Origin of the sequence: Burkholderia sp. WP9, from assembly GCF_900104795.1 — a bacterium.
Taxonomy (GTDB): Bacteria; Pseudomonadota; Gammaproteobacteria; order Burkholderiales; family Burkholderiaceae; genus Paraburkholderia.
Map to the genome: position 1 here is coordinate 3825902 of NZ_FNTG01000001.1, position 24264 is coordinate 3850165.

Genomic DNA, 24264 nt, shown 5'->3' on the forward strand with positions numbered 1-24264 from the left:
GCCTCCGTCTCTATTCATCTGGCTGACTGACTCTATTTGAGCGCGCCGCCGCCAATGTGACCAAGGAATCGGCATGAACGGAATCGACACGGCCGTCGCTTCGCTGCTCGCGAACCGCGTCGACAGCCTGCTCAACATTGCTCCGGGCAGCGCGGCCGCGTCGCAGACCGGCGCGGCGGGCGTCGATACCGCGCCCACCACCTCGACGCCTATTGCCACGCCGGCCCCGCAGGCTTCCGCGCAAACTGCGCTGTCCGCCGTCGCGCTGACGCTCAACGCGATCCTGCGCTCGGGCGGCGAGGCCACGCCCGCCGTGCTCGGGCAAGCGCCGATCTGGCCGGCTGCGCCGGCGCTCGATGTCGAAGTCGGCGCGTTACCGCTGTTCAACTCGCCCGCTGCGGCAACGGCTTCCGCCGGGACCACCGCCAATCCGAATGGCGCTGCAAGCGCTGCAAACGCGGCCACCGCGAGTGTGGCGGCAACCCAGGTGCCGGTCACGGCGCTCGCAGCCGCGCTCGAACAGACGGTCGGCGATAGCGGTCTCTTCTACGAAGCTCATCTCGCGCAATGGCTGGCTGGCCAGCGTCCGCCGGCTTCGCTGGCCGGCGAGGCACAAAACAAGCTGGTGGCCGCCGCCGCGCAATTGCCGCTCGACTGGGCGAACGACGCCGGCGAGGCGTCCGCCGCCAATCCTTCCGCGCGGCAGGGCATGGGCGCGGCGCCGAATGCCTCACCGAACGGCCCACCGAACGGCGCACCGAACGGCGCACCGGACGCCGGCGCCGCCGGCCGCGCGATGCCGTCGATCCAGACTGCGCAGGCCGCACGATTCATGGCCGGCGAGGTGCTGGCCAGTTCCCTGGCCGACCTGAACGGCCAGCCCGCGCACGCCGGCCTGCATAGCGCGGCGGCGCAACCGGCCGACGGCAGCTCGTCGCAGAATTCGCAGTCGATGGCGGCCGCGGTTCATCCCGCGACCGTGCCGCTGGTGCGTCAGCAGCTCGATCTGCTCGCGACGGGCCAGTTTCGCTGGACCGGCGAAGCATGGCCGGGCGCGCGGCTCGACTGGACCATCGAACAGGACGGCGACGAATGGGATCGTAGCGGCGGTGGCGCGGCGAGCGAGGACGACCAGCCGTGGCGCACGCGCCTCACGCTGTCGCTGCCGACACTCGGCACCGTCGATGCGGAACTGACGCTGACCGGCACGCGGCTCATCGCGCGGGTGCAGGCCAGCCCCGGCGGGGCGGCGCGTCTCGCCACGCAGGGCGAGAGCTTCCGCCAGCGGCTCGCGGCGGCGGGCATCGAATTGAATGGCTTGACGATTCGCGAGATCGGCGGCGGTGCGCCGGTCACCGGCGCCAACGCGGCCGGTGCGGCAGCGGCCGCTCAGGCGGCGGCGTCGGCCTACGTGAAGTCGGCTTCGGCGGCGAGTCCGGCTGCGGCGAGCGCCGACCGGGCCACGACTGTACGCCGCGCGGCACGCTCCGCCCGTACCGAAGCCGCGTCGCCCGACGATTTCGATTGGGACATGTCATGAGCCGCAAGCACCGCCGCAGTGCGGCCGCACTCGTCTACGACTCGCAAGGGGGCGATCCCGCGCCGCGGGTGATCGCCAAAGGCTACGGGATGCTGGCCGAGATGATCGTGCAGCGGGCCAAGGAAGCCGGCCTGTATGTGCACGAGGCGCCTGAAATGGTGTCCCTCCTGATGCAGGTGGACCTCGACGCGCGGATTCCGCCGCAGCTCTATCAGGCCGTGGCGGAGTTGCTCGCGTGGCTGCATCGGCTGGAAAGCGGTGCGGAGAACGAACCGGCGCACGCCGCGAATGCCGATGCACGCGATGTCATCGACGTGGTGGCCACCGAAGTGGACGGCGGCACCGCGGCGCGTTGAGCCGTCGAGCGTCAGAAGCGCATCATCAGTTTCAGCAGCGCGTTCACCCGTTTGCCGTACGGCGGCGAAATCCACCCGCGCGCGTTCAGGCGCGCCTGCGTCAGCACCGGCTTCATCTTCGAGAACGTCACGAAGCCCTCGTAGCCGTGATACGCACCCATCCCGCTCGCTCCGACGCCGCCGAACGGCAGGCTTTCGCACGCCAGATGCATCAGCGTCTCGTTGATCGCCATGCCCCCGGCGATCGTTTCGTGCGTCACGCGGTCGATGGTGGCGGCGTCGTCGGCGTAGAGATACAGCGCGAGCGGACGGGGACGCGCGTTGATCCATGCGATCGCGTCGTCGAGCGTGTCATAAGGGACGATCGGCAACAGCGGCCCGAAGATTTCCTCCTGCATCAGCGCGCACGCGTCCGGCGCATTCGTGACGGCGATCAGCGGATAGCGGCGGCTCGCCGCATCGGGCGAGCTGTCGGTGAGCGCATGCAGTTGCGCGCCGGCAGCTTGGGCTTCGTCGGCGAGACGCTCGAGGCGCGCGAAGTGACGCGCCGAAATGATCGTCGTGTAATCCGGGTTGTTGGCGAAGTTCGGGTACATGCGAGCCATCCGCGCGCGCGCCCGTTCGACGAAGGCCTGCTCCTTGCCGCGCGGCACCAGCACGTAGTCCGGCGCGACGCAGGTTTGCCCCGCGTTGAGCGTCTTGCCGGCGATCAGGTTGTCCACCGCGTTGTCGAAGCGCGCATGCGCACCGATGATGGCCGGCGACTTGCCGCCCAGTTCGAGCGTGACCGGCGTCAGATGCTCGGCGGCGGCGCGCATCACCTCGTGGCCGACCTTGGTCGAGCCGGTGAACAACAGATGGTCGAAAGGCTGCGCGCTGAACGCGGCGGCGAGCGCGGCGTCGCCGTTCACAACCGCGACGTGATCGCGCGCGAAGGTCTGGCCGATCAACTGCTCGAACAGCGCCGAGGTGCGCGGCGTCAGTTCGGACATTTTGATGATCGCGCGATTGCCCGCGGTCAACGCGCTGATCAGCGGCCCGACGGCGAGCAGCACGGGATAATTCCACGGCACGATGATGCCGACCACGCCGAGCGGCTGCGGCACCACTTTCGCGCGCGCCGGCAGCAGCCATTTGTTGGTGCTGCGGCGCTGCGATTTCATCCAGCGCTTGCCATGCCGAAGGGCGGCGTCGATTTCCTCTTTGACCAGCAGGAATTCGGCGAGCAGCACTTCCTGCTTCGCGCGATTGCCGAAGTCGAGGTTCATGGCGTCGGCGAGCGCATCGCGATGGTCGAGCATGACTTTGCGCAGCGCTTTCAGATGCGCCGCACGGGTTTCCCACGACGGGTACGGCGCGCGCAAATAAGCATGGCGCTGATCGCGAAGCAGCGCTTCGAGCGCGGCGACTTCCGGCAGATCGTTCTTCATGTGTGTCCACTCCCTGATGGATTGCGTTGCGCGTGGAATCGCGCTTTTATTGGATGCGTTTGCGCTGCTGCGCGGTGTCACTCAAGCGTGCTGAATGTCAGACAGGAAAAGCGCGTTCGACGATCGCCGCGTGATCGAACGTGGCCGGCAGCGTGCCGTACACGCGGCCGCTCTCGCCGCAGCCGTCGGCAAGACGTGTGGCAATGAACGCCTCGGCGACTTCGCCGGGCGCATGCTCGAGCAGCAACGTAGCCTGCGCGATCAGCACGACCTGTTGTGCGATCCGCCGCGCCGACGCCTCGCGATGTTCGGCCGGTCCGTTGAGCGCGGCGGCGAGCTTGCCGAGCGCGGCGCTCAAGGCCGGGTGCGCCTGAGCTTGTGCCTGCCAGGCGGCGAACAAGGCCTGCGCCGCTTCCGGTTCGCGCTCCATGGCGCGCAGCACGTCGAGGCACATCACGTTGCCGGAGCCTTCCCAGATCGAGTTCACCGGCGCTTCACGATAGAAACGCGCCATCGGACCGGTTTCGACGTAGCCGTTGCCGCCCCAGACTTCCATCGCTTCGCCGGTGAATTCCAGCGCGCGCTTGCAGACCCAGTACTTCGCGGCGGGCGTGACGATGCGCCGCCACGCGCGCTCGGCGAGCGAGGTGGAGGCGGCGTCGGTGGAGTCTTCGAAAGCGCGCGCGAGACGCATGAACAACACCGTCGCCGCTTCCGATTCCAAGGCCAGATCGGCCAGCACGTTGCGCATCAACGGCTGGTCCGCGAGATGCCGGCCGAACGCGCTGCGATGACGCGCATGGTGGATGGCCTGCACGAGCGCCGCGCGCATCAGGGCCGCGCTGCCGATCACGCAGTCGAGCCGCGTGTAATTTGCCATTTCGATGATGGTCGGCACGCCGCGCCCTTCGTCGCCGATCATGACGCCGAACGCGTCGAGAAATTCGACTTCGCTGCTCGCGTTCGAGCGATTGCCGAGCTTGTCTTTCAGACGCTGGATCTGCACGCCGTTTTTTCTGCCGTCCGGCGCGAAGCGCGGCACGAAGAAGCACGAGATGCCTTCGTGATCGTCGGTGCGGGCGAGCACGAGATGAGCGTCGCACTGCGGCGCGGAAAAAAACCACTTGTGGCCGACCAGCCGGTAGGCGGCGCCGCGGCCGCTGCCGGCCGTGGCATAGGCGCGCGTCTGATTGCTGCGCACGTCCGAGCCGCCTTGCTTCTCGGTCATGCCCATGCCGATCATCGCGGAACTCTTGTGTTTGAGCGGCACGTCGCGCGGATCGTGCTCGCGCGCATAGAGCTTGTCGCGCAGCGTGGCGAATAGCGCGGGTTCGCGTTGCAACACGGGGATGCTCGCGAAGGTCATGGTCAGCGGGCAGAGCGAGCCGGATTCGATTTGCGCGTGCAGGAAGTAGCCGGCGCAGCGCGCCACCATCGCGCCGCGTTGCGGATCGGAAAAGGGCAGGGCATGCAAACCCTCGCGGCGCAGAAGCCCAAGAAGCGCATGCCACGACGGATGAAACTCCAGCGCGTCGATGCGCTCGCCGCGCGGGCTATGCGTGAGCAATTCGGGCGTATGGCGGTTGGCGAGGTCGGCGAGCGCCAGCGTCTCGGGCGTGGTGAGCGCCGCGCCGTGCCGCAGCAACGCGCCGCGATGCCACGCGGCGCCGTCGCGTTCGAGGGCGGCGGATAACGCGGCGTCGCTGGAAAAGAGGTTGTAGTCCGCCAGCGGCGGAGCCTGATTGGTCACCTCGTGGGTCTGGCCGAAGCTGTGCGGTTGCATCTGCTGTCTCCGTTCAACGCATGCTCGCCGGCGTCGATCGACGGTGCGCTGTTTAATCGTTGCGTGTCGTGCCGCGCACTGCGAGGACGGCGCGTGCAGCGCCGTGTTTGAATGCCCTGCGCGGCCGCCTGGCGGGCGCCTACGCGTCTTTCATCATAGGGTCGCGGCGGCCCTTCCGTTTAGAGGAATCGCTCTGGCGTGAACCCGCCGCGGCATCCTAACGCTCCCTACAATGCCGGTAAAACACAGGTAGACAAGTGTTCTGCAGTTGCCTGCAGGGGATCGGAGAAAGCGCTTTGATTGGGACCAGTGTAGCGCGCTAAAAGCGTGAAATCGGGTCGACAGTTCAGCGCTCACTCCGATCGACGGAGACAGGGTTCGCGAGCAACGCGGCCCACATGGAGGAGCGGATGCAATACGACTACATCATCGTCGGTGCAGGCTCGGGCGGTTGCTCGCTGGCGAGCCGTCTCGCGGATAGCTGCCCGGACGCGACGATCGCCCTGATCGAAGCCGGCCCGCACACGGACCGCAATCTGTTCGTCAATATGCCGGTCGGCGTTGCGGCCGTGGTGCCGCACAAGCTCAAAACCAACTACGGCTATCTGACCACGCCGCAGCCGGGGCTCGGCGGACGGCAAGGGTATCAGCCGCGTGGGCGCGGCTTCGGCGGATCGAGTGCGATCAACGCGATGATCTACACGCGCGGCCATCCGCTCGATTACGACGAATGGGCGAAGCTGGGTTGCGAGGGCTGGTCGTGGGCAGAGGTGCTGCCGTATTTCCGCCGCGCCGAAGGCAATGAGCGCGGCGCCGATGCGTGGCACGGCGATGGCGGCCCGCTCACCGTCTCCGATCTGCGCTACCAGAATCCGTTTTCGCGGCGCTTCGTGCAGGCGGCGATGGAAGCCGGTTACAAGCCGAATAGCGACTTCAACGGCGCCGAGCAGGAAGGCATTGGCTTCTACCAGGTGACGCAGCGCGACGGGCGCCGCTGCAGCGTGGCGCGAGCCTATATCTACGATCGCGCGCGCCCCAATCTGCACACGATCGCCGACGCGACGGTGCTGCGCGTGGTCTTCGACGGCAAGCGCGCGAGCGGTGTCGAGATCGTGCGCGGTGGCCGCACCGAAACGCTTGCGGCGCGCGCGGAGGTGGTGCTCGCGGCGGGCGCGTTCAATTCGCCGCAACTGCTGATGTGCTCGGGCATCGGGCCGGCGGCGCACTTGCAGTCGCTCGGCATTGCCGTGCTGCACGACGCGCCGGAGGTTGGGCAGAACCTGATCGACCACGTCGATTTCACGATCAACAAACGGGTTGCGTCGATCGAGCCGACCGGTTTTTCGATTCGCGGCATTGCGCGGATGCTGCCGCAGTTCGTGACCTTCATGCGCCACGGGCGCGGCATGCTGTCGAGCAATGTCGCCGAGGCGGGTGGTTTTCTGAAGAGCAGCCCGACGCTCGACCGGCCTGATCTGCAGTTGCATTTCTGCGCGGCGATTGTCGATGACCACAACCGCCATATGCACTGGGGCCATGGTTATTCGCTGCACGTTTGCGTCTTGCGGCCGCATAGCCGCGGCACCGTGACGCTGGCGAGTGCCGATGCGCGCACTGCGCCCGTGATCGATCCGCGCTTTTTCAGCGATTCGCGCGACCTGGACCTGCTGGTGGAAGGCGCGCAGATGGCGCGGCGCATCCTCGATGCGCCCTCGCTCGCGCTGCACGGCGGCACTGAGTTGTATACGCGTCCTGGCCAGTCGGAAGCGGAATTGCGCCGCGTCATCGCCGAGCATGCCGACACGATCTATCATCCGGTGGCGACGTGCCGGATGGGCGGCGACGCCCGGTCGGTGGTCGATCCGCAATTGCGGGTGCGGGGCGTGACGGGGCTGCGGATCGTCGATGCTTCGGTGATGCCGACGCTGATCGGCGGCAACACCAATTCGCCGACGGTGATGATCGGCGAGCGCGCGGCCGAGCTGATCGCGGCGGCTCGGCGCGAGTTCCAGGCGGAGCTGAAGGTGGCGTCCGCGGACGGAATTCGCATGGCGACGAATGCCGCGTGAGTTTAGTCGCCCGCGCCGACCAAAGAGAGCCAGCTCAGCTTCACCGTCGACGCTGGCGGCAAACCAACGGTCATGGCCGGTTGATTCGCTGATCGCGCAAGGCTACGGCGAGGCGCATCCGGTCGCGAGCAACGACACGGCGAGCGGTCGCTTTGCCAACCGCCGCATCGAGTTTGTCGCGCAGCAGTAGTCGCGATTGCGGCGAGTGATGCAAGACATGCCGCCGGCTCCGTGCCGCGGCGGCATGTCCTCATTCGGCGGGCGGTACGGGAAACGGTGTCGTGATGCCGGCCACGCCAATGCCCGGTGCCAGCATGAAATCGTCGCCTGCCTGGCCAGGCAACGCCTCGCGGGCGACTTCGAGCCATGCGCGCGCGGCATGCGACAGGTAGCCATTGCGTCGCCAGCCGATCGCCATTTCCCACGGAATCTCCGGCTCGACCACCGGCCGGCAGGTGAACTTCGCAGGGTCGAGCCGCCGGCAATACGGCGCCGGCAACAGGGCGATGCCGACACCGGCCAGCACGAGCGCCGCCATGAAATCCCAATGTCCGCTGCGCCCGACAATGGTCGGCGCAAAGCCAGCCGAACGGCACGCGTTCAACACCACGTCATTGAGCGCGAGACTTTCGCCGTAGAACACGAACGGCTCGTCGGCGAGTTGGGCGAGCGGCACCTCGTGCAGGTCGTCCCAGCGTGAACCCGCGCGCGTGACGAGCCACAGGAGCTGGCGCGTCACCGGCAGCACGTCGATATTTTCCGGGTCGACGGGTTGCAGCACGCCGCCCAACTCCAGTTCGCCGTTGATCAGCGCCGCTTCGATGGCGCGCGAACCTTGCTCGAACAGCTTGAGCTCGATTTTCGGATAACGCTGGCGGAATGCGGCGATGGCCGGCGTGAAGAGGGAGCCGCCCATCGGCGGAATGCCGATGGTGAGTTGGCCGCGGCCGAGCGTGTCGAGGTCGTTCAGTTCAGCCTGCAACTGCGCGTGCGCCGCCAGCACGTCCTGACCGCGCTGGTAGACGATCCGGCCGGCATCGGTCAGCACCATCTGCCGCCCGTCGCGCAACAACAGCGGGGAGCCGATTTCGTCCTCCAGCGACTTGACCATTTTGCTGATGGTCGGCTGCGTGACGAACATCTGCTCGGCGGCGACGGTGAAACTCTGCTGGCGAACCACTTCGACGAAATACCGCAGCGCTCGTAGTTCCACGATCTCAAACTCCAGAATTCCAAATTGGAATGATCGGAGTGATTGTAAGTCATCGTATTTATGTCGCGGCAAGCCTTAGCGCAGTCTTCACCGACTTTCCTGGCCGCGCGCTCATGACATACCCGGTGCTGGAGTTGCGCTTCTGACTGGGCGAAAGGCCCCTCAGCCATTTCAAGATGCGCTCGGCGGCAAGCGGAATAACATCGACGGTTCTTCACCGTAGACACGCTCATCGCGCCCGTTCATTCATGACTCCCGTTTCGATCATCATTCCCTGCTACAACGGCGCGGCGACGCTCGTTCGCGCTTTGCACAGTTGCCGGATTCAGCCCGAGGCCGCACAGATCATCGTGGTGGACGACGGCTCGACCGATGCCTCCGCCGACCTCGTCGCCCAATGCGGCAGCCTCGACGCGCGGGTGTGCCTGCTGCAGATGCCCTACAACGGCGGCGCGGCGCGAGCGCGCAACTGGGGCGCGATGCATGCGTCGCACGATCTGCTCGCTTTCCTCGACGCCGACGACGAATACCTGCCCGGCGCTGTCGGCGCCGCGAGCACGTTCCTCGCGCAACACCCCAACGAAATGTCCGTGCGTCTTGACGTGGAGTACACGGATTTTCCGCGTGTGCTTACCGCTCATCCCGACTTCGCCGCTCATGCGGCGACGCTCAGCAATACGGTGCCGAGTAGCCTGTTCATTCGCCGCTCGGCGTACCTCGCGCTCGGCGGCTTTCCAATGGACGAAGGGTTTCGCCGCATTGGTGGCGAAGATGGCGCGTTTTCCTGGGCGCTGCGCGATATTTTCGGCAACCCCCGTCTGGATGATGCCAAGCGCGTGCGCATGCATTACCACGCCGGCATTCACGCGGAGCGCTACTTTAGCATTGCGCTGGGTCTGCAAACCGCCAATCCCGACGATACCGCCGATGCCTTTCATCTCTCCCGGCAGTTTCTCGAGACGGCGCGTGCCGGCATCGCGCAATTGCGCGCAGCAAAAGTGATGCTTCACGCTCCCGCACAGGCGGAACCGATCGCGCCGGGGAGCGCTTCATAAGCCGTGGTGGCGGCCGGACCCGAGCGCGCCGCGCCCGTTCTCCCCGCGCGCGCAGCGGCAAAGTCGAAACCCGATCCGCGCCCCGAAGCCATCTCGATTTGCTACAATCGCCAAGCGTCTTCGAGGAGCGTTGCGACGGGTACCGCGAATCAGCATATTCGCCGGCCGCCCGCCAGGCTCGAAGGCTTCAATCGGAGGTCGGTTGCGCAGAGCGCTTTCCCGTCCACCGCATCGAACCGCGCTCACGTCAAATTTCTAGTCAATTTCTTAGAAAGGAGGGCGTGATGAACGCCGCAGTTATCGATTCCCAAACTTCCCAGGATTTCGTTGTTGCCGACATGTCGCTTGCCGACTGGGGCCGCAAGGAACTGAACATTGCCGAGACGGAAATGCCCGGCCTCGTGCAGACGCGTGAAGAGTACAAGGCGCAGCAGCCGCTGAAGGGCGCGCGCGTCGCAGGTTCGCTGCACATGACGATCCAGACCGGCGTGCTGATCGAGACGCTGACGGCGCTCGGCGCGGACGTGCGCTGGGCCTCGTGCAACATCTTCTCGACGCAGGACCACGCCGCCGCGGCAATCGCCAAGGCCGGCACGCCGGTGTTCGCATTCAAGGGCGAATCGCTCGACGAATACTGGGAATTCTCGCACCGTATTTTCGAATGGCCGAACGGCGAATTCGCCAACATGATCCTCGACGACGGCGGCGACGCCACGTTGCTGCTGATCCTCGGCTCGAAGGCCGAGAAAGACCGCTCGGTGATCTCGAAGCCGACCAACGAGGAAGAAGTCGCGCTGTACAAGTCGATCGAACGTCATCTGGACGCCGACCCGACGTGGTACTCCACGCGCCTCGCGCACATTCAGGGCGTGACCGAAGAAACCACGACCGGCGTGCACCGTCTGTATCAGATGGAAAAAGAAGGCCGCCTGCCGTTCCCGGCGATCAACGTCAACGACTCGGTCACCAAGTCGAAGTTCGACAACCTGTACGGTTGCCGTGAGTCGCTGGTCGACGGCATCAAGCGCGCGACCGACGTGATGATCGCGGGCAAGATCGCCGTGGTGGCCGGTTACGGCGACGTGGGCAAGGGCTGCGCGCAATCGCTGCGTGGTCTGGGCGCGACCGTGTGGGTCACTGAAATCGATCCGATCTGCGCGCTGCAGGCCGCGATGGAAGGCTACCGCGTCGTGACGATGGAATACGCGGCGGACAAGGCCGACATCTTCGTGACGGCGACCGGCAACTACCACGTGATCGGCCACGACCACATGAAGGCGATGCGCCACAACGCGATCGTCTGCAACATTGGTCACTTCGACTCGGAAATCGACGTTGCGTCGACCCGTCAGTACCAGTGGGACAACATCAAGCCGCAAGTCGACCACATCATTTTCCCGGACGGCAAGCGCGTCATTCTGCTGGCTGAAGGGCGCCTCGTGAACCTGGGTTGCGCGACGGGCCACCCGTCGTTCGTGATGTCGAACTCGTTCACGAACCAGACGCTCGCGCAGATCGAACTGTTCACGCAAGGCAAGAAGTACGAAAACAAGGTGTACGTGTTGCCGAAGCATCTGGACGAGAAGGTCGCACGCCTGCATCTGGCGCGCATCGGCGCGAACCTGACCGTGCTGTCGGACGAGCAGGCCGGCTACATCGGCGTCGACAAGAACGGTCCGTTCAAGCCGAACCACTATCGCTATTAAGCACGCCGCAGGCGGTTTGACAGCATGACAGTTGGAAGACAGGGCGGCGCATCATGCGCCGCTTTGTTCGCCACGCCGCCTTTTTTCGCGCGTTTTCCCCGTTATCGGACATCCTGCCAAAGGAGCTCTACATGACCTTGCTGCTGACCTGGCTGATCAACGCGCTTGCGCTCCTGATCATCACCTACCTCGTTCCGTCGATTCATATCCGCAGTTTCGGCACCGCGCTGATCGTCGCGGTGGTGCTCGGGTTGATCAATACGATCCTGCGGCCGGTGCTGATCCTGCTGACGCTGCCCGTGACGATTCTCACGCTCGGACTCTTCATTCTGGTGGTCAACGCGCTGTGCTTCTGGCTGTGCGCTTCGCTGCTGAAGGGCTTTGAAGTGTCGGGATTCTGGTCGGCGTTCTTCGGCTCGATTCTGTACAGCATCGTTTCGTGGCTGCTGTCCGCGCTCATTTTCGGCAACCGCAGTCTCGGTTGACCCACTGAATCATGAACCCGATCGAACTTTCATTCGAATTCTTCCCGCCGAAAACGCAGGAAGGCGTCGACAAGCTGCGCGCCACGCGCGCCCAGCTCGCCACGCTCAAGCCCAAGTTCGTGTCCGTCACGTTCGGCGCCGGCGGCTCGACCCAACAGGGCACGCTCGATACCGTCGTCGATATGGCGAAGGAAGGGCTCGAAGCGGCGCCGCACGTGTCGTGCATCGGCTCGTCGAAAGAGAGCCTGCGCGCTATTCTCAACGAGTACCGCGCGCATGGCATCCGCCATATCGTCGCGCTGCGCGGCGATCTGCCGTCCGGCATGGGCGAAGTCGGCGAGTTGCGTTACGCGTCGGAACTGGTGAGCTTTATCCGCGCCGAGTTTGGCGACTGGTTCTGGATCGAAGTGGCCGGCTACCCGGAATACCACCCGCAGTCGCGCTCGCCGCGTCAGGATCTGGACAATTTCGCCCGCAAGGTGAAGGCCGGCGCCAATTCGGCGATCACGCAGTATTTCTTCAACGCGGACGCCTACTTCCGTTTCGTCGACGACGCGCGCAAGCTCGGCGTGGACGTGCCGATCGTGCCGGGCATCATGCCGATCACGAACTTCTCGCAGCTGATGCGTTTCTCGGAGATGTGCGGCGCAGAAGTGCCGCGCTGGATCGCGCGGCGGCTGGAAAGCTTCGGCGACGACCGCGAGTCGATTCGCGCATTCGGGCTGGATGTGGTGACGGACCTGTGCGGGCGTCTGATCGATGGCAAGGTGCCGGGCCTGCACTTCTACACGTTGAATGGCGCCGCTGCGACCAAAGCGATCTGCGAACGGTTGAACACGTAAGATTCGCATCACGTCGTTGAGACGAAACCGTGCGGCTGTTTTTTGCCGCGCGGTTTTTTTTCGCGCTGCGAATGGCGGCCCGGGCGTTCATGCGAATGCGGGGCTCCGCCGTGCGACCGCAGTCGTCATGACGAAACCGATGCTCGTACACCGGTTGCGACGGTTGCTGCCGTGCAACAAACGTAGGCACCCGCGCCAACCTTGCGACGCGTAAGCCCGCATTGAACCCGAATTTTGTGCTGTCTATGATCAAAGCGCAGCTGACGTGGCTGCTGTGCGGAGAACGTAATGACGGTATCCAAGTTGCTGTTTGCAGTTCGCCAAACCTGTCTTCCAGCGCTGAGCGCCTGCGCGGTGCTGACTGCGGGCCTGTCGCCCGCCGCTGCCAATGCGGCCACGCTGCCCGACAAGACCCTCGTGTTCTGCTCCGAAGGCAGTCCGGCGGGCTTCGACAGTGCGCAGTACACCACCAGCGTCGAATTCAGCGCGGGCTCGTACACGGTCTACAACCGGCTGATCGAGTTCGCGCACGGCAGCACGGATATCGAACCGAGTCTGGCCGAAAAGTGGGATGTGTCGCCCGACGGACTGACGTATACGTTTCATTTGCGCCACGGTGTGAAATTCCAGACCACCTCGTTTTTCAAGCCGACGCGCGAATTCAACGCGGACGACGTCGTCTTCACTTATCAACGGATGCTCGATCCGGAGCAGCCGTTCCGCAAGGCGTATTCGGTGCCGTTCCCGTATTTCACCGATCTCGGCCTCGCCAAGAACATTGCGAAGATCGAAAAGGTCGATCCGTACACGGTCAAGTTCACGCTGAAAGAAGTCGATGCGCCGTTTTTACAACAGATTGCGATGCCGTTCGCTTCGATCCTCTCGGCGGAATACGGCGATCAGTTATTGAAAGCGGGTAAAGCGTCGGATATCAATCAATATCCGGTCGGCACCGGCCCATTCATTTTCCGCAGCTATACGAAAGACGATACGATTCGCTTCGACGGTAATCCCGATTACTGGAAGCCGGGTATCGTCAAAGTCAGCAAACTGATATTCGCGATTACCGTCGATCCGGCCGTGCGTCTGCAAAAACTCAAGCGCGGGGAATGTCAGGTGATGGCGTATCCGCGTCCCGCTGATATTCCGGCGGTAAAAGCCGATGCGTCGCTGGCCATGCCGAACCAGGTGGGTTTCAACCTCGGTTATATCGCCTACAACACCACCAAGAAACCGCTCGACAATGTGCTGGTGCGCCGTGCGCTCGATATGTCGATCAATAAGAAAGCGATTATCGAATCGGTCTATCAGGGCGCGGGCCAGGCGGCGACGAACCCCATGCCGCCGACCCAGTGGGGCTACGACAAGAATCTGAAGGACGCCCCGTTCGACACGGAAAAAGCCAAAGCGCTGTTGAAACAGGCGGGTTATCCAGACGGCTTCGACCTGACGTTATGGGCCATGCCGGTTCAACGGCCGTATAACCCGAACGCGCGGCTCATGGCGGAAATGCTGCAATCCGATTGGGCGAAGATCGGCGTCAAGGTGAAGATCGCCACTTATGAATGGGGCGAATATATTCGCCGCGGCCATGCCGGCGAACATGAAGCGATGCTGATCGGCTGGACCGGCGATTATGGCGACCCGGATAACTGGCTCGGCGTATTGCTGGGTTGCGACGCGGTGAACGGCAGTAACTTTTCCAAATGGTGCTACAAGCCTTACGACGATCTGATCAAGAAAGGCCGCGGCACCACCGACCTGCCCGAGCGCACCAAGGCTTATACGGAAGCGCAGGAGATATTCAAAGATCAGGTCCCATTTACGCCGATCGCCCACTCCACGGTCTATCAGCCGATCAGCAAGAACGTCACCGGCTTCAAGATCGACCCGTTCGGCCCGACGCAATTCATGAATGTCGGCCTGAAATAACGCCGGCGGGCCGTTTTTTTGCTTCGGCACCCCTCTGCGGCCGCACGTTCCCGGTAATGCCGGCGTGCGGCCATGCTTATGCCCGATTGGTTTCCGATCGTCAACAGAGGGAATTTCCTCCGCTTGTTGCTGTGAGCCAAGCTCAAGTAATATCGCGCTACGCCGGCGGGAGCCGGCCACGAACCTGGAGGAAACATGAAGCAAAACAATCTGTTGCGCGCCGCGCGTGTTACGACGCTCGTCGCAGCTGCAGCGGCATCGATGGTGGGCGCAAGTGTCGCGCGCGCCGAGATTCCGAATAAAACCCTGGTTTACTGCTCAGAAGGCAGTCCTGCGGGTTTCGATCCGGCCCAATACACCACGGGCACCGATTTCACGGCTAACACGTTCACCGTTTACAACCGTCTCGTCGAATTCGAACGCGGCGGCACCAAGGTCGAACCGGGCCTCGCCGAAAAGTGGGACGTGTCGGCGGACGGCAAGACGTACACGTTCCACCTGCGTCATGGCGTGAAGTTCCAGACCACGTCGTTCTTCAAGCCGACGCGCGAATTCAATGCGGACGACGTCGTGTTCACGTTCCAGCGCATGCTGGACCCGAACTCGGCCTTTCATAAGGCTTACCCGGTTCAGTTCCCGTACTTCACGGACATGGGCCTCGACAAGCTGATCACCGGCGTCGAAAAGGTCGATCCGTACACGGTCAAGTTCACGCTGAAGGAAGTCAACGCACCGTTCATCCAGAATCTGGCGATGGAATACGCGTCGATCCTGTCTAGCGAATACGGCGACCAGTTGTTGAAGGCCGGCAAGGCTGCCGACATCAACCAGTTCCCGGTCGGCACGGGCCCGTTCATTTTCCGCAGCTACACGAAAGACGCGACGATCCGCTTCGACGGCAATCCGGATTACTGGAAGCCGAACACGGTGAAAATCTCGAAGCTGATCTTCTCGATCACGCCGGACGCCGGCGTGCGCGTGCAGAAGATCAAGCGCGACGAATGCCAGGTGATGAGCTATCCGCGTCCGGCCGACATCGCGCCGCTAAAGGCTGAAGCGAACATCGCGATGCCGTCGCAACCGGGCTTCAACCTCGGCTACCTCGCGTACAACGTGTCGCACAAGCCGGTCGACAAGGTCGAAGTGCGTCAGGCGCTCGACATGGCGATCAACAAGAAGGCGATCATCGAGTCGGTGTACCAGGGCGCGGGCCAGGCGGCCACGAACCCGATGCCGCCGACCCAATGGTCGTACGACAAGAACCTGAAGGGCGCAGCCTACGATGCGGACAAGGCCAAGGCGTTGCTGGCGAAGGCCGGCTACCCGAACGGCTTCGACATCACCCTGTGGGCGATGCCGGTGCAGCGCGCGTACAACCCGAACGCCCGTCTGATGGCGGAAATGATCCAGGCGGACTGGGCCAAGATCGGCGTGAAGGCGAAGATCGTCACGTATGAGTGGGGCGAGTACATCAAGCGCGCTCACGCAGGTGAGGACGACACGATGCTGATCGGCTGGACCGGCGACAACGGCGATCCGGACAACTGGCTCGGCACGCTGCTCGGCTGCGAAGCGGTGAACGGCAACAACTTCTCGAAGTGGTGCTACAAGCCGTTTGACGACCTGATCCAGAAGGGCCGCGTCACGTCCGATCAGGGCGCGCGCACCACGGCTTATATGCAGGCGCAGCAGATCTTCGCGCAGCAACTGCCGTTCTCGCCGATCGCTCACTCCACGGTGTACCAGCCTGTCAGCAAGAAGGTCGTGGACATGCGCATCGAACCGCTCGGTTACGCGCGTTTCGATGGCGTCAGCGTCAAGTAAGTCGGCAAGTCATTCGTAAAGCTCACGCAGTACGCTTTTCGCACGGTTAGAAAACTGGTCGAAATGGTCCGGCGACCGGGGTCACAAGCCCTCGTCGCCGGTTGCGTTTTTTCTTCATCAAGACCATAGGGACAAAACCATGTTCCGCTTTGTTTTGCGCCGCATCGGCATGGTGATTCCGACTTTCATCGGCATCACGATCCTCGCGTTCGCGCTGATTCACCTGATACCGGGCGACCCCATCGAAGTGATGATGGGCGAGCGCGGCGTCGATCCCGCCATGCACGCCGCGGCGATGCACCGGCTCGGGCTCGACGAATCCTTGCCCATGCAGTACGTCCACTACATCGGACGCGCGCTGCACGGCGACCTCGGCACCTCGATCATCACCAACACCAGCGTGATGGGCGAATTCCTCGCACGCTTTCCCGCTACCGTCGAACTGTCGATCTGCGCGATGCTGTTCGCCTTGATCGTCGGCTTGCCGGCGGGTGTGTTCGCGGCCTTGCGGCGCGGCACCGTGGTCGATCACGGCGTGATGGGCACGGCGCTCACCGGCTACTCGATGCCGATCTTCTGGTGGGGCTTGATCCTCATCATGGTGTTCTCCGTGAAGCTCGGCTGGACGCCGGTGTCCGGCCGCATCGCGGTCGAATACGACATTCCGCACGTGACCGGCTTCATGCTGATCGACGCGATGATGTCCACCGACGAAGGCGCGTTCAAATCCGCACTGAGCCATCTGATCCTGCCGGCCATCGTGCTCGGTACGATTCCGCTGGCAGTGGTCGCGCGTATGACGCGTTCGTCGATGCTCGAAGTGCTGCGCGAGGACTACATCCGCACCGCGCGCGCGAAGGGCTTGTCGCCGGGGCGCGTGATCGTCGTGCATGCGTTGCGCAACGCGCTGATTCCGGTCGTGACCGTGATCGGTCTGCAGGTCGGCACGCTGCTCGCGGGCGCCGTGCTCACCGAGACGCTGTTTTCGTGGCCGGGTATCGGCAAGTGGCTGATCGACGCGATCGGCCGGCGCGACTATCCGGTGGTGCAGGGCGGTATTCTGATGATCGCCACGCTGGTCATTGTCGTGAACCTCGTCGTCGATCTGTTGTACGGCGTGTTGAATCCGCGCATCCGCCATACGAGGTAAATATGAACCCCCACGCTCACATTTGTTCGCTGCCCCCCGAGGGGGCGCATGCCTCCCTTGAGGCGGCTCGGCGGGAGGCATACTGATCATGGCAGACATTCAAAACACAGTCCCCCAAGCGGTCACTCCCCGGAGTGGCCGCGCTATCGCCGCCCGTGAATTCTGGGCGAATTTCTCGCGTAACCGTGGCGCGGTCGGCGCCGGTGTCATCGTGCTCGTGCTGATCTTTATCGCGATCTTCGCGCCGTTGATCGCGCCGCACAGCCCGATCGAGCAATACCGCGACTTCGTGAAGATTCCGCCCGCATGGCTCGACGGCGGCAACTGGAAGTTCATTCTCGGCACCGACGAAGCGGGCCGCGACATCCTTTCGCGTCTGATGTACGGCGCGCGGCTCTCGTTCTGGATCGGCTTCGTTTCGGTCGTGCTCGCGCTGATTCCGGGCGTCGTGCTCGGTTTGATCGCGGCATTCTTCGAAAAGTGGGCCGACACGCCGATCATGCGCATCATGGACGTGCTGCTCGCGCTGCCGTCACTGCTGCTCGCTGTTGCGGTGGTCGCAATCATCGGCCCGGGCCTCGTCAATACGATGCTCGCCATCGCGATCGTCGCGTTGCCAGGCTACGTGCGTTTGACGCGCGCGTCGGCGCAAGGCGAGTTGCAGAAGGAATACGTGACGGCTTCGCGCGTGGCGGGCGCCAGCACCTTGCGTCTGATGTTCTCGCAAGTGCTGCCCAACTGCACCGCACCGCTGATCGTGCAGGCTACGTTGGGCTTTTCGTCGGCGATTCTCGACGCCGCGGCGCTCGGCTTTCTCGGCCTCGGTGTGCAACCGCCTTCGGCGGAGTGGGGCGCGATGCTGGCCTCGGCGCGTGACTACATCGACAGCGCATGGTGGATCGTCACGATGCCGGGTCTGTCCATCCTGATCTCGGTGCTCGCGATCAATCTGCTCGGCGACGGGCTGCGCGACGCACTCGATCCCAAACTGAAAAGGATGGCGTAATGAAACAGCCCCCACACTCACTTCATTCGCTGCCCCCCGAGGGGGCAAGTCAGCACGCTTCGGGCGGCCGTGCGCGCGCTGACATGTCTAGCCTATTGACCATCCGCAATCTCGCGGTGGACTTCAACGGACTGCCCGCCGTCGACCGGATCAACCTCGATGTCGCGCCGGGCGAAGTGGTCGGCGTGGTCGGCGAATCGGGCTCGGGCAAGAGCGTGACGATGATGGCGCTGATGGGCCTGATCGACGCGCCCGGCAAAGTGACGGCCGACGAAATCACCTTCAACGGCAAGAACCTGCTGAAGGCCTCGGCGAAGGAACGCCGCAAGATCATCGGCAAAGATATCGCGATGGTGTTCCAGGACGCGCTGACCAGCCTGAATCCGAGCTACACGGTCGGCTATCAGATCAAGGAAGTGCTGAAGCTGCACGAAGGCTTGCGCGGCAGCGCGCTGGACAAGCGCGCTTTGGAACTGCTCGACCAGGTCGGCATTCCGGATGCGAAAAGCCGTATCAGTTCGTTCCCGCATCAGATGTCGGGCGGCATGAACCAGCGCGTGATGATCGCGATGGCGATTGCCTGCAACCCGAAGCTGCTGATCGCCGACGAGCCGACCACCGCGCTCGACGTGACGATCCAGGCGCAGATCATGGAACTGCTGATCAAGCTGCAGAAGGAACGCGGCATGGCGCTCGTGCTGATTTCGCACGATCTGGCGGTGGTGTCCGAGGTCGCGCAACGCGTCGCGGTCATGTACGCTGGCGAAGTGATCGAGACCAACCGGGTGCCGGACATCTTCGCCGCGCCGCATCATCCCTATACGGAAGCGTTGCTGGCGGCGATTCCCGAGCACAATGTCGGCGCCGTGCGGCTGGCGGCCCTGCCGGGCATGGTGCCGGGTCGCGACGACCGTCCGAAGGGCTGTCTGTTCGCACCACGCTGCAAGTACGTGGTCGACGACTGCACCAAGGCGCGGCCCGCGCTCGCGCCGATGGAAGGTCACGCTGAGGTGGCGCGCGTGCGCTGCATCAAACCCCTGAACCTGAGCGGCGACGCCAACGTTCACACCCATGGAGGCGCACGATGAACGCAGTACTCGAAACGCGGCGCCAGTCGGACCATGCGGGCGACCACGTACTGGTCGCGGAGCAATTGGCGCGTTACTACACGGTTAAGCGCGGTCTGTTCGCCACCGGCACGGTGAAGGCGCTCAACGGCGTCTCGTTTGCGCTGGAGCGCGGCAAGACCCTGGCCGTGGTCGGTGAATCCGGCTGCGGCAAATCGACGCTCGCGCGTCAACTCACCATGATCGAAGCGCCCAGCGCGGGCCGCTTGCTGATCGACGGTGAAGACGTGGCCGGCGCCGATCACGCGAAGATCGCCGCGCTGCGGCGGCGCGTGCAGATGGTGTTCCAGAACCCGTTTGCCTCGTTGAATCCGCGCAAGACCGTCGAGCAGACGTTGGGCGAGCCGCTCGCGATCAATACGCAACTGAGCCCGACCGAGCGCGCCGAGCGCATCGCGCAGATGATGCGCACCGTCGGCCTGCGTCCGGAACATGCGAAGCGCTATCCGCATATGTTCTCCGGCGGCCAGCGGCAGCGTGTGGCGATTGCGCGCGCGATGATTCTCGACCCGCAGATCGTCGTTGCCGACGAACCCGTGTCGGCGCTCGACGTCTCGATCCAGGCGCAGATTCTGAATCTGTTCATGGACCTGCAGCAGCAGTTCAAGACCAGCTACGTGTTCATCTCGCACAACCTCTCGGTGGTGGAGCATATCGCCGACGATGTGATGGTGATGTACTTCGGCGGCGTGGCGGAGCTCGGCGACAAGAAGCGCATTTTCTCGAAGCCGCGTCATCCGTACACGCGCGCGTTGATGTCGGCCACGCCTTCGATCTTCGAAGCGGATCGCTCGATCAAGATCAAGCTGCAAGGTGAAATGCCGTCGCCGCTGAATCCGCCGTCGGGCTGCACGTTCCATCAACGCTGCCCGTACGCGATCGACCGCTGCCGCAGTGAAGAACCGAAGCTGCGTGAAGTGGATGGCCGCCAGGTGTCGTGTCACCGCGCCGAGGAGGTGGGGGACATGGATGCCTGATGGGTTGGCGGCGCGTCGTCTTGCGCGCCGCTTGCGTGATGGCGACCTTGGTGCTGCTTTCGCGCGGCGCTGGAGGGCGCGTGCACTGACCAGTGCCGCGCTCATCGGCGTTTGTTCTGTCTTTCATCCAGGCACGACAGCAATCGGCGTCGCGCATGCCGCCGGCGCCGCCGCCAATACGCCCGCGCAGGCGGGGCGCCCGGCACTGCCGGTGCCCAATATGCCGGCGCCGCCACGCGCCAGCTTGCCGGGTTTCAATCCGCCGCCCGCCTCGCCGGGCACTACGGCGAGCGGCCCGGTGCGCGCGCAGCCGGCGCGCATGCCGTTCTATGTCGCGACTCGCGGCACGATCACCCTCTACGTGCTGGGCACGCTGCACGTCGGCGACCCGGCTGACTACCCCGCCAATCAGCCCTTCCGCGCACCGATCCTCGGCGCACTGGCTGCCTCGCCGACGCTGGCGCTCGAACTCTCACCCGACGAACTGCTTGTTTCGCAAGATGACGTTGCGAAGTACGGCGTCTGCCGGCGCGACTGTCTGCCCGGTCTGCTGCCCGAGCCTTTGTGGCACAAGCTGGCGCTTCGGCTGCGCGCTAACCCGGCGGCACTGGATGCCATCAAGAAAATGCGGCCCTGGCTCGCTTCGTTGCTGGTCGAAACCTACGATTCTTTGAGCGCCGGTCTGCAGACCGAGTACGGTTCGGAAGCGCAGTTACAGAACGTGTATATCCGCACGCGCGGCAAGATCGTCGGTCTCGAGACATTGCCGCAGCAGATGCGCGCATTCACGGGGCTGACGCTCGCGCAGCAGCGCGAGATGCTGGCGCAGGATCTGGTGCAGACACCGGCGGAAAACGTCGAGGACGTGCGGACCTTGCATCGCCTATGGCGTGTGGGCGATGCGGATGCAATCGCCGCCTGGCAGGCAGCGAAGTCCGAAAAGCTGGCGCGCGACAAGCGCATCTCCGATTCGATCGACAACAAGATCGTCTATGACCGCAACCGGCGCTTCGTGTCGCGAATGCTGCTGATCGCCGCGCCGAACAAGCCGGTGTTCGTGGCGATCGGCGCGCTGCATCTGGGTGGCCGCAAAGGCGTGCTGGAGCTTTTGCGGCAGCGCGGGTTCGTGGTGGAGGCGGGGTGAGGCGTCGCCGGACGTTGTTATGGCGCGGGGTCGATGGCGCTAATGACCCGCGCGACGATTTCGTCAGCGGTGACCTTGTCGAGCGTCTCGATGTAGCGGGCTGAGCCTGCGCTCACACGTGCGTCGATGTCGAAAGTGCGAACCTGATTGCAGACTGCGACGCCGCTCGTGTCGTGCCCAGAGATCGGAACCGCAAGTCCGACGTTGCGGGTGAAACTCCCCGCGCTGGTGATGGGCACGGTCATGCAAACGCCCAACACATTGATCTCGCCAGGTGTGATGACGACGAAACGGTGCCTGTCTTTCCTTTCGCGGCCTGCTACCGGATTGGGATCGATCCAGTATACGTCGCCGCGTCGTGGTGCATTGCGTTTTGCCATTAGCCAAGCTCGCGTCCGACCGACCCGCCATCGCGCGCCCACGCTGTGTCTGCATTCAATTCGGCAATGCTTTCAGAGCCCTCGAGTATTTCGGCTAGCGAGTAGCGCCTACGCGCTGAAGCAAGCGGCCGCGCAATTAATTGTCCGTCTGCGACGTCGAGAGTCATCTGGTCGCCCGCATCGACGTGAAGAAGCTTGAGAAGCGCTGGTGGAATCGTCATCACCAGGGCGCCCCCTGGCGGCGAATTTTCGATATGACAGCCATGATCTCGTTTCCTGTCGGCGATGAGCTGTCGATGTGCAACAAATGTGGCATATTTTCGTGGCTTACCGGACCGTGTGTCACCGCGCCAAAATCTGTCCAACTTTGAAATTTGCTCATTGAGCCTCCTTCTTTAGAGCTTGCGTCACTTCTTCAACCACCGGCATCCAATCCCCCAATACCGCTTGCCGGAACAACCTCATCCCCGGATACCAGGGCGAGTCGCTGCGCGCTTCCAACCAGCGCCAATCGGGATTGGCGGGCAGCAGTAACCACACCGGTTTGCCCAACGCGCCGGCCAGATGCGCGACGCCGGTGTCCACGGCAATCACCAGATCGAGATTCATGATCAGCGCGGCCGTGTCTTCGAAGCTGTTCAGCGCGGCGGTGAAATCGTTGGCACGGAAAGCCGGCGACGCGTCGGCCAACTGCGCATGCGCCGGGCCCTTTTGCAGCGCGTACCAGGCGACGTTCTCCGCCTCGCTGAGCGGGCTCAGGTCGGCGAGCGTCGTCGACCGATAGCGGTCGTTGCCGAATGTGGGACTGCCGGCCCAGACAAGGCCCACCTTTCGCTTCGATTCATTAGCCGTACCGAGCCGTTTGCGCCACGCTTTCGTCTTCGCCTTGTCGGCGAACAGGTAGGGCACGTCCGCGGGAAGGGTTGAGAGATCCAGGTCAAGACAGGACGGCACGCTCATCATCGGCACCCAGAAATCGTACTCACCGTCGGGCTTGCCGCTGTACGCGCGGTGTATGCCCGCCATACGCCCGACCAAAGGCAGCAGAGCCTCGCGCACGCAGAGGTCGACGATTGCGCCGCGCTGCGCGAGCACGCTTGCAAAGCGCAGGAACTGGAAGTGGTCGCCGAAACCCTGCTCGCCGACCAGCAGCAGGCGACGCCCTTCGAGCGGCTCGCCCCGCCATTCGGTCACGCCCGGCACCGCGATCGCGTCGTAGTCGTTCTTGCGCCAGCGCAGCGCGAATTCAGCCCAGCCTTCCTTGTAGTCGCCACGCTTGAGCAACAGCCACGCGAGATTCTGATGCGCGTCGGCGTAATGCGGATCGTGCGCGAGCGCCCGCCGATAGAAACCTTCCTCTTCGTCGAGGCGCCCTTGAGCGCCGATCGAGCCGCCCAGACACACCAGGTGAGTCGGAATCGGTTTGAGTGCGACCGCGCGCCGGTAATGCGATTCGGCGCCGGCATAGTCGCCGAGCTTGCCGATCAGGCTGCCCAGATTCACGTGCGCCTCCGCGTAATTCGCACGCAGCGCCAAGGCTTGCTTGAAGCTGGCGATCGCCGCGCCGTGGTCGCCTTGCGCCTGGTACGTGTTTCCCGCGCTGAAGTGTGCTTCCGCGGAGGTCGGATCGAGCGACAGGACGTGGCGATAGCACGCGAGCGCTTCGTCGAAACGGGCGAGCTTGTTCAGCGCCGTGCCGAGGTTCAGATGCGCGTCGATCAGCGCGGGGTTCGATGCCAGCGCCAACCGGTAGTGCTCGATCGCTTCGAGGAAGGCGCCTTGCGCTTGCAGCGCGACGCCGAAGTTGTTGTGCGCGTCGGCGAAATCTGGCTGGAGTTGCAGTGCCTGGTCGTAGCAGATCATCGCTTCGTCGAGATGGCCGAGCGCGGCGGCCACGAGTCCGCGGTTGCTCCAGCAGGCGGCATCGTGCCGGTCGAGTTTGAGCGCGCGGCTCATCAGGCCGGCGGCGGTGTCGTGGTTGCCGCGTTGATAGTGCAGCACGCCGAAGTAGTGCAAGGCTCCCGTATGGGCGCCATCGAGCGTGAGCGCCTCGCGATAAAACGATTCGGCCGTGTCGAGCCGACCGGCCTGGTGCGCTTCGAGCGCGGCGTCGATCAATGCGGTGAGATAGGCGGTGGGTGGCGGAGCGGCGTGCGTGCGCTCAGGCTGCGATTGATGTTCCATGGAGACCTGCGGGAGAGCGACGGCAGTGCGTGCTGCGTGAGCCGGCGCATGTGGATGGGAG

At 64.0% G+C, this 24264-nt stretch carries 20 protein-coding genes and 1 riboswitch; of the genes, 14 read left to right on the plus strand and 6 right to left on the minus strand.

The annotated features are described in order from the left end of the window. Positions 1 to 73: 73 nt before the first annotated feature. Positions 74 to 1540, plus strand: coding sequence for a flagellar hook-length control protein FliK (fliK, locus tag BLW71_RS17025; protein ID WP_091798114.1), 1467 nt, complete (start codon positions 74 to 76; stop codon positions 1538 to 1540). Next, the gene (locus BLW71_RS17030) at positions 1537 to 1896 is read left to right on the plus strand and encodes an EscU/YscU/HrcU family type III secretion system export apparatus switch protein (protein ID WP_091798117.1); all 360 of its coding nucleotides are present in this window, start codon (positions 1537 to 1539) and stop codon (positions 1894 to 1896) included. Before fliK ends, BLW71_RS17030 begins: the two co-directional genes overlap by 4 nt. Positions 1897 to 1907: 11 nt before the next feature. Here BLW71_RS17030 and BLW71_RS17035 read toward each other — a convergent pair whose 3' ends face one another. Then, positions 1908 to 3326 (minus strand): coniferyl aldehyde dehydrogenase, encoded by a 1419-nt coding sequence (locus tag BLW71_RS17035; protein ID WP_091798120.1) that lies wholly within the window; start codon positions 3324 to 3326, stop codon positions 1908 to 1910. A gap of 97 nt (positions 3327 to 3423) precedes the next feature. Continuing rightward, the gene (locus BLW71_RS17040; protein ID WP_091798123.1) at positions 3424 to 5109 is read right to left on the minus strand and encodes an isovaleryl-CoA dehydrogenase; all 1686 of its coding nucleotides are present in this window, start codon (positions 5107 to 5109) and stop codon (positions 3424 to 3426) included. 410 nt (positions 5110 to 5519) lie between these two features. Here BLW71_RS17040 and BLW71_RS17045 point away from each other — a divergent pair, with 410 nt between their 5' ends. Continuing rightward, positions 5520 to 7178 (plus strand): GMC family oxidoreductase, encoded by a 1659-nt coding sequence (locus tag BLW71_RS17045; RefSeq protein ID WP_091798126.1) that lies wholly within the window; start codon positions 5520 to 5522, stop codon positions 7176 to 7178. A 250-nt stretch (positions 7179 to 7428) separates the two neighbouring features. Here BLW71_RS17045 and BLW71_RS17055 read toward each other — a convergent pair whose 3' ends face one another. Further along, the gene (locus BLW71_RS17055) at positions 7429 to 8391 is read right to left on the minus strand and encodes a LysR family transcriptional regulator (protein WP_091798132.1); all 963 of its coding nucleotides are present in this window, start codon (positions 8389 to 8391) and stop codon (positions 7429 to 7431) included. 248 nt (positions 8392 to 8639) lie between these two features. Here BLW71_RS17055 and BLW71_RS17060 point away from each other — a divergent pair, with 248 nt between their 5' ends. The 11 genes from BLW71_RS17060 (at position 8640) to BLW71_RS17110 (ending at position 21639) form a co-directional block, all read left to right on the plus strand. Then, positions 8640 to 9446, plus strand: coding sequence for a glycosyltransferase family 2 protein (locus BLW71_RS17060; protein WP_091798135.1), 807 nt, complete (start codon positions 8640 to 8642; stop codon positions 9444 to 9446). Between the two features lie 116 nt (positions 9447 to 9562). Continuing rightward, positions 9563 to 9653: riboswitch (S-adenosyl-L-homocysteine riboswitch) on the plus strand. 77 nt (positions 9654 to 9730) lie between these two features. Beyond that, complete coding sequence (gene ahcY / locus BLW71_RS17065) at positions 9731 to 11152, plus strand: adenosylhomocysteinase (RefSeq protein WP_091798138.1); 1422 nt, start codon at positions 9731 to 9733, stop codon at positions 11150 to 11152. A 131-nt stretch (positions 11153 to 11283) separates the two neighbouring features. Then, a complete protein-coding gene (locus BLW71_RS17070) occupies positions 11284 to 11637 on the plus strand; it encodes a phage holin family protein (protein ID WP_091798141.1) in 354 nt (117 codons plus the stop codon). A gap of 11 nt (positions 11638 to 11648) precedes the next feature. Continuing rightward, positions 11649 to 12479, plus strand: coding sequence for a methylenetetrahydrofolate reductase [NAD(P)H] (metF, locus tag BLW71_RS17075; protein WP_091798144.1), 831 nt, complete (start codon positions 11649 to 11651; stop codon positions 12477 to 12479). A gap of 288 nt (positions 12480 to 12767) precedes the next feature. Next, positions 12768 to 14411, plus strand: a complete 1644-nt coding sequence (locus tag BLW71_RS17080; protein ID WP_091798147.1) for an ABC transporter substrate-binding protein — start codon at positions 12768 to 12770, stop codon at positions 14409 to 14411. A gap of 195 nt (positions 14412 to 14606) precedes the next feature. Continuing rightward, a complete protein-coding gene (locus BLW71_RS17085) occupies positions 14607 to 16235 on the plus strand; it encodes an ABC transporter substrate-binding protein (protein ID WP_091798150.1) in 1629 nt (542 codons plus the stop codon). Between the two features lie 139 nt (positions 16236 to 16374). Beyond that, positions 16375 to 17385 (plus strand): ABC transporter permease subunit, encoded by a 1011-nt coding sequence (locus tag BLW71_RS17090; protein ID WP_091798153.1) that lies wholly within the window; start codon positions 16375 to 16377, stop codon positions 17383 to 17385. A gap of 88 nt (positions 17386 to 17473) precedes the next feature. After that, positions 17474 to 18391: an ABC transporter permease subunit gene (locus BLW71_RS17095; protein ID WP_091798156.1), complete on the plus strand. Its 918-nt coding sequence runs from the start codon at positions 17474 to 17476 to the stop codon at positions 18389 to 18391. 83 nt (positions 18392 to 18474) lie between these two features. After that, positions 18475 to 19479, plus strand: a complete 1005-nt coding sequence (locus tag BLW71_RS17100; protein WP_091798159.1) for an ABC transporter ATP-binding protein — start codon at positions 18475 to 18477, stop codon at positions 19477 to 19479. Beyond that, the gene (locus tag BLW71_RS17105) at positions 19476 to 20495 is read left to right on the plus strand and encodes a peptide ABC transporter ATP-binding protein (protein WP_091798162.1); all 1020 of its coding nucleotides are present in this window, start codon (positions 19476 to 19478) and stop codon (positions 20493 to 20495) included. The genes BLW71_RS17100 and BLW71_RS17105 overlap by 4 nt, the downstream gene beginning before the upstream one ends. Continuing rightward, positions 20488 to 21639, plus strand: coding sequence for a TraB/GumN family protein (locus BLW71_RS17110; RefSeq protein ID WP_091798165.1), 1152 nt, complete (start codon positions 20488 to 20490; stop codon positions 21637 to 21639). The genes BLW71_RS17105 and BLW71_RS17110 overlap by 8 nt, the downstream gene beginning before the upstream one ends. Before the next feature lie 17 nt (positions 21640 to 21656). Here the strand turns inward: BLW71_RS17110 and mazF are convergent, their stop codons facing one another. The 3 genes from mazF to BLW71_RS17125 form a co-directional block, all read right to left on the minus strand. Continuing rightward, positions 21657 to 22019: a type II toxin-antitoxin system toxin MazF gene (mazF, locus tag BLW71_RS17115; protein ID WP_091798168.1), complete on the minus strand. Its 363-nt coding sequence runs from the start codon at positions 22017 to 22019 to the stop codon at positions 21657 to 21659. Between the two features lie 220 nt (positions 22020 to 22239). Next, the gene (locus tag BLW71_RS42310; protein WP_177205054.1) at positions 22240 to 22401 is read right to left on the minus strand and encodes a hypothetical protein; all 162 of its coding nucleotides are present in this window, start codon (positions 22399 to 22401) and stop codon (positions 22240 to 22242) included. Continuing rightward, positions 22398 to 24203, minus strand: coding sequence for a tetratricopeptide repeat protein (locus BLW71_RS17125; RefSeq protein ID WP_091798172.1), 1806 nt, complete (start codon positions 24201 to 24203; stop codon positions 22398 to 22400). Before BLW71_RS17125 ends, BLW71_RS42310 begins: the two co-directional genes overlap by 4 nt. Positions 24204 to 24264 lie beyond the last annotated feature (61 nt).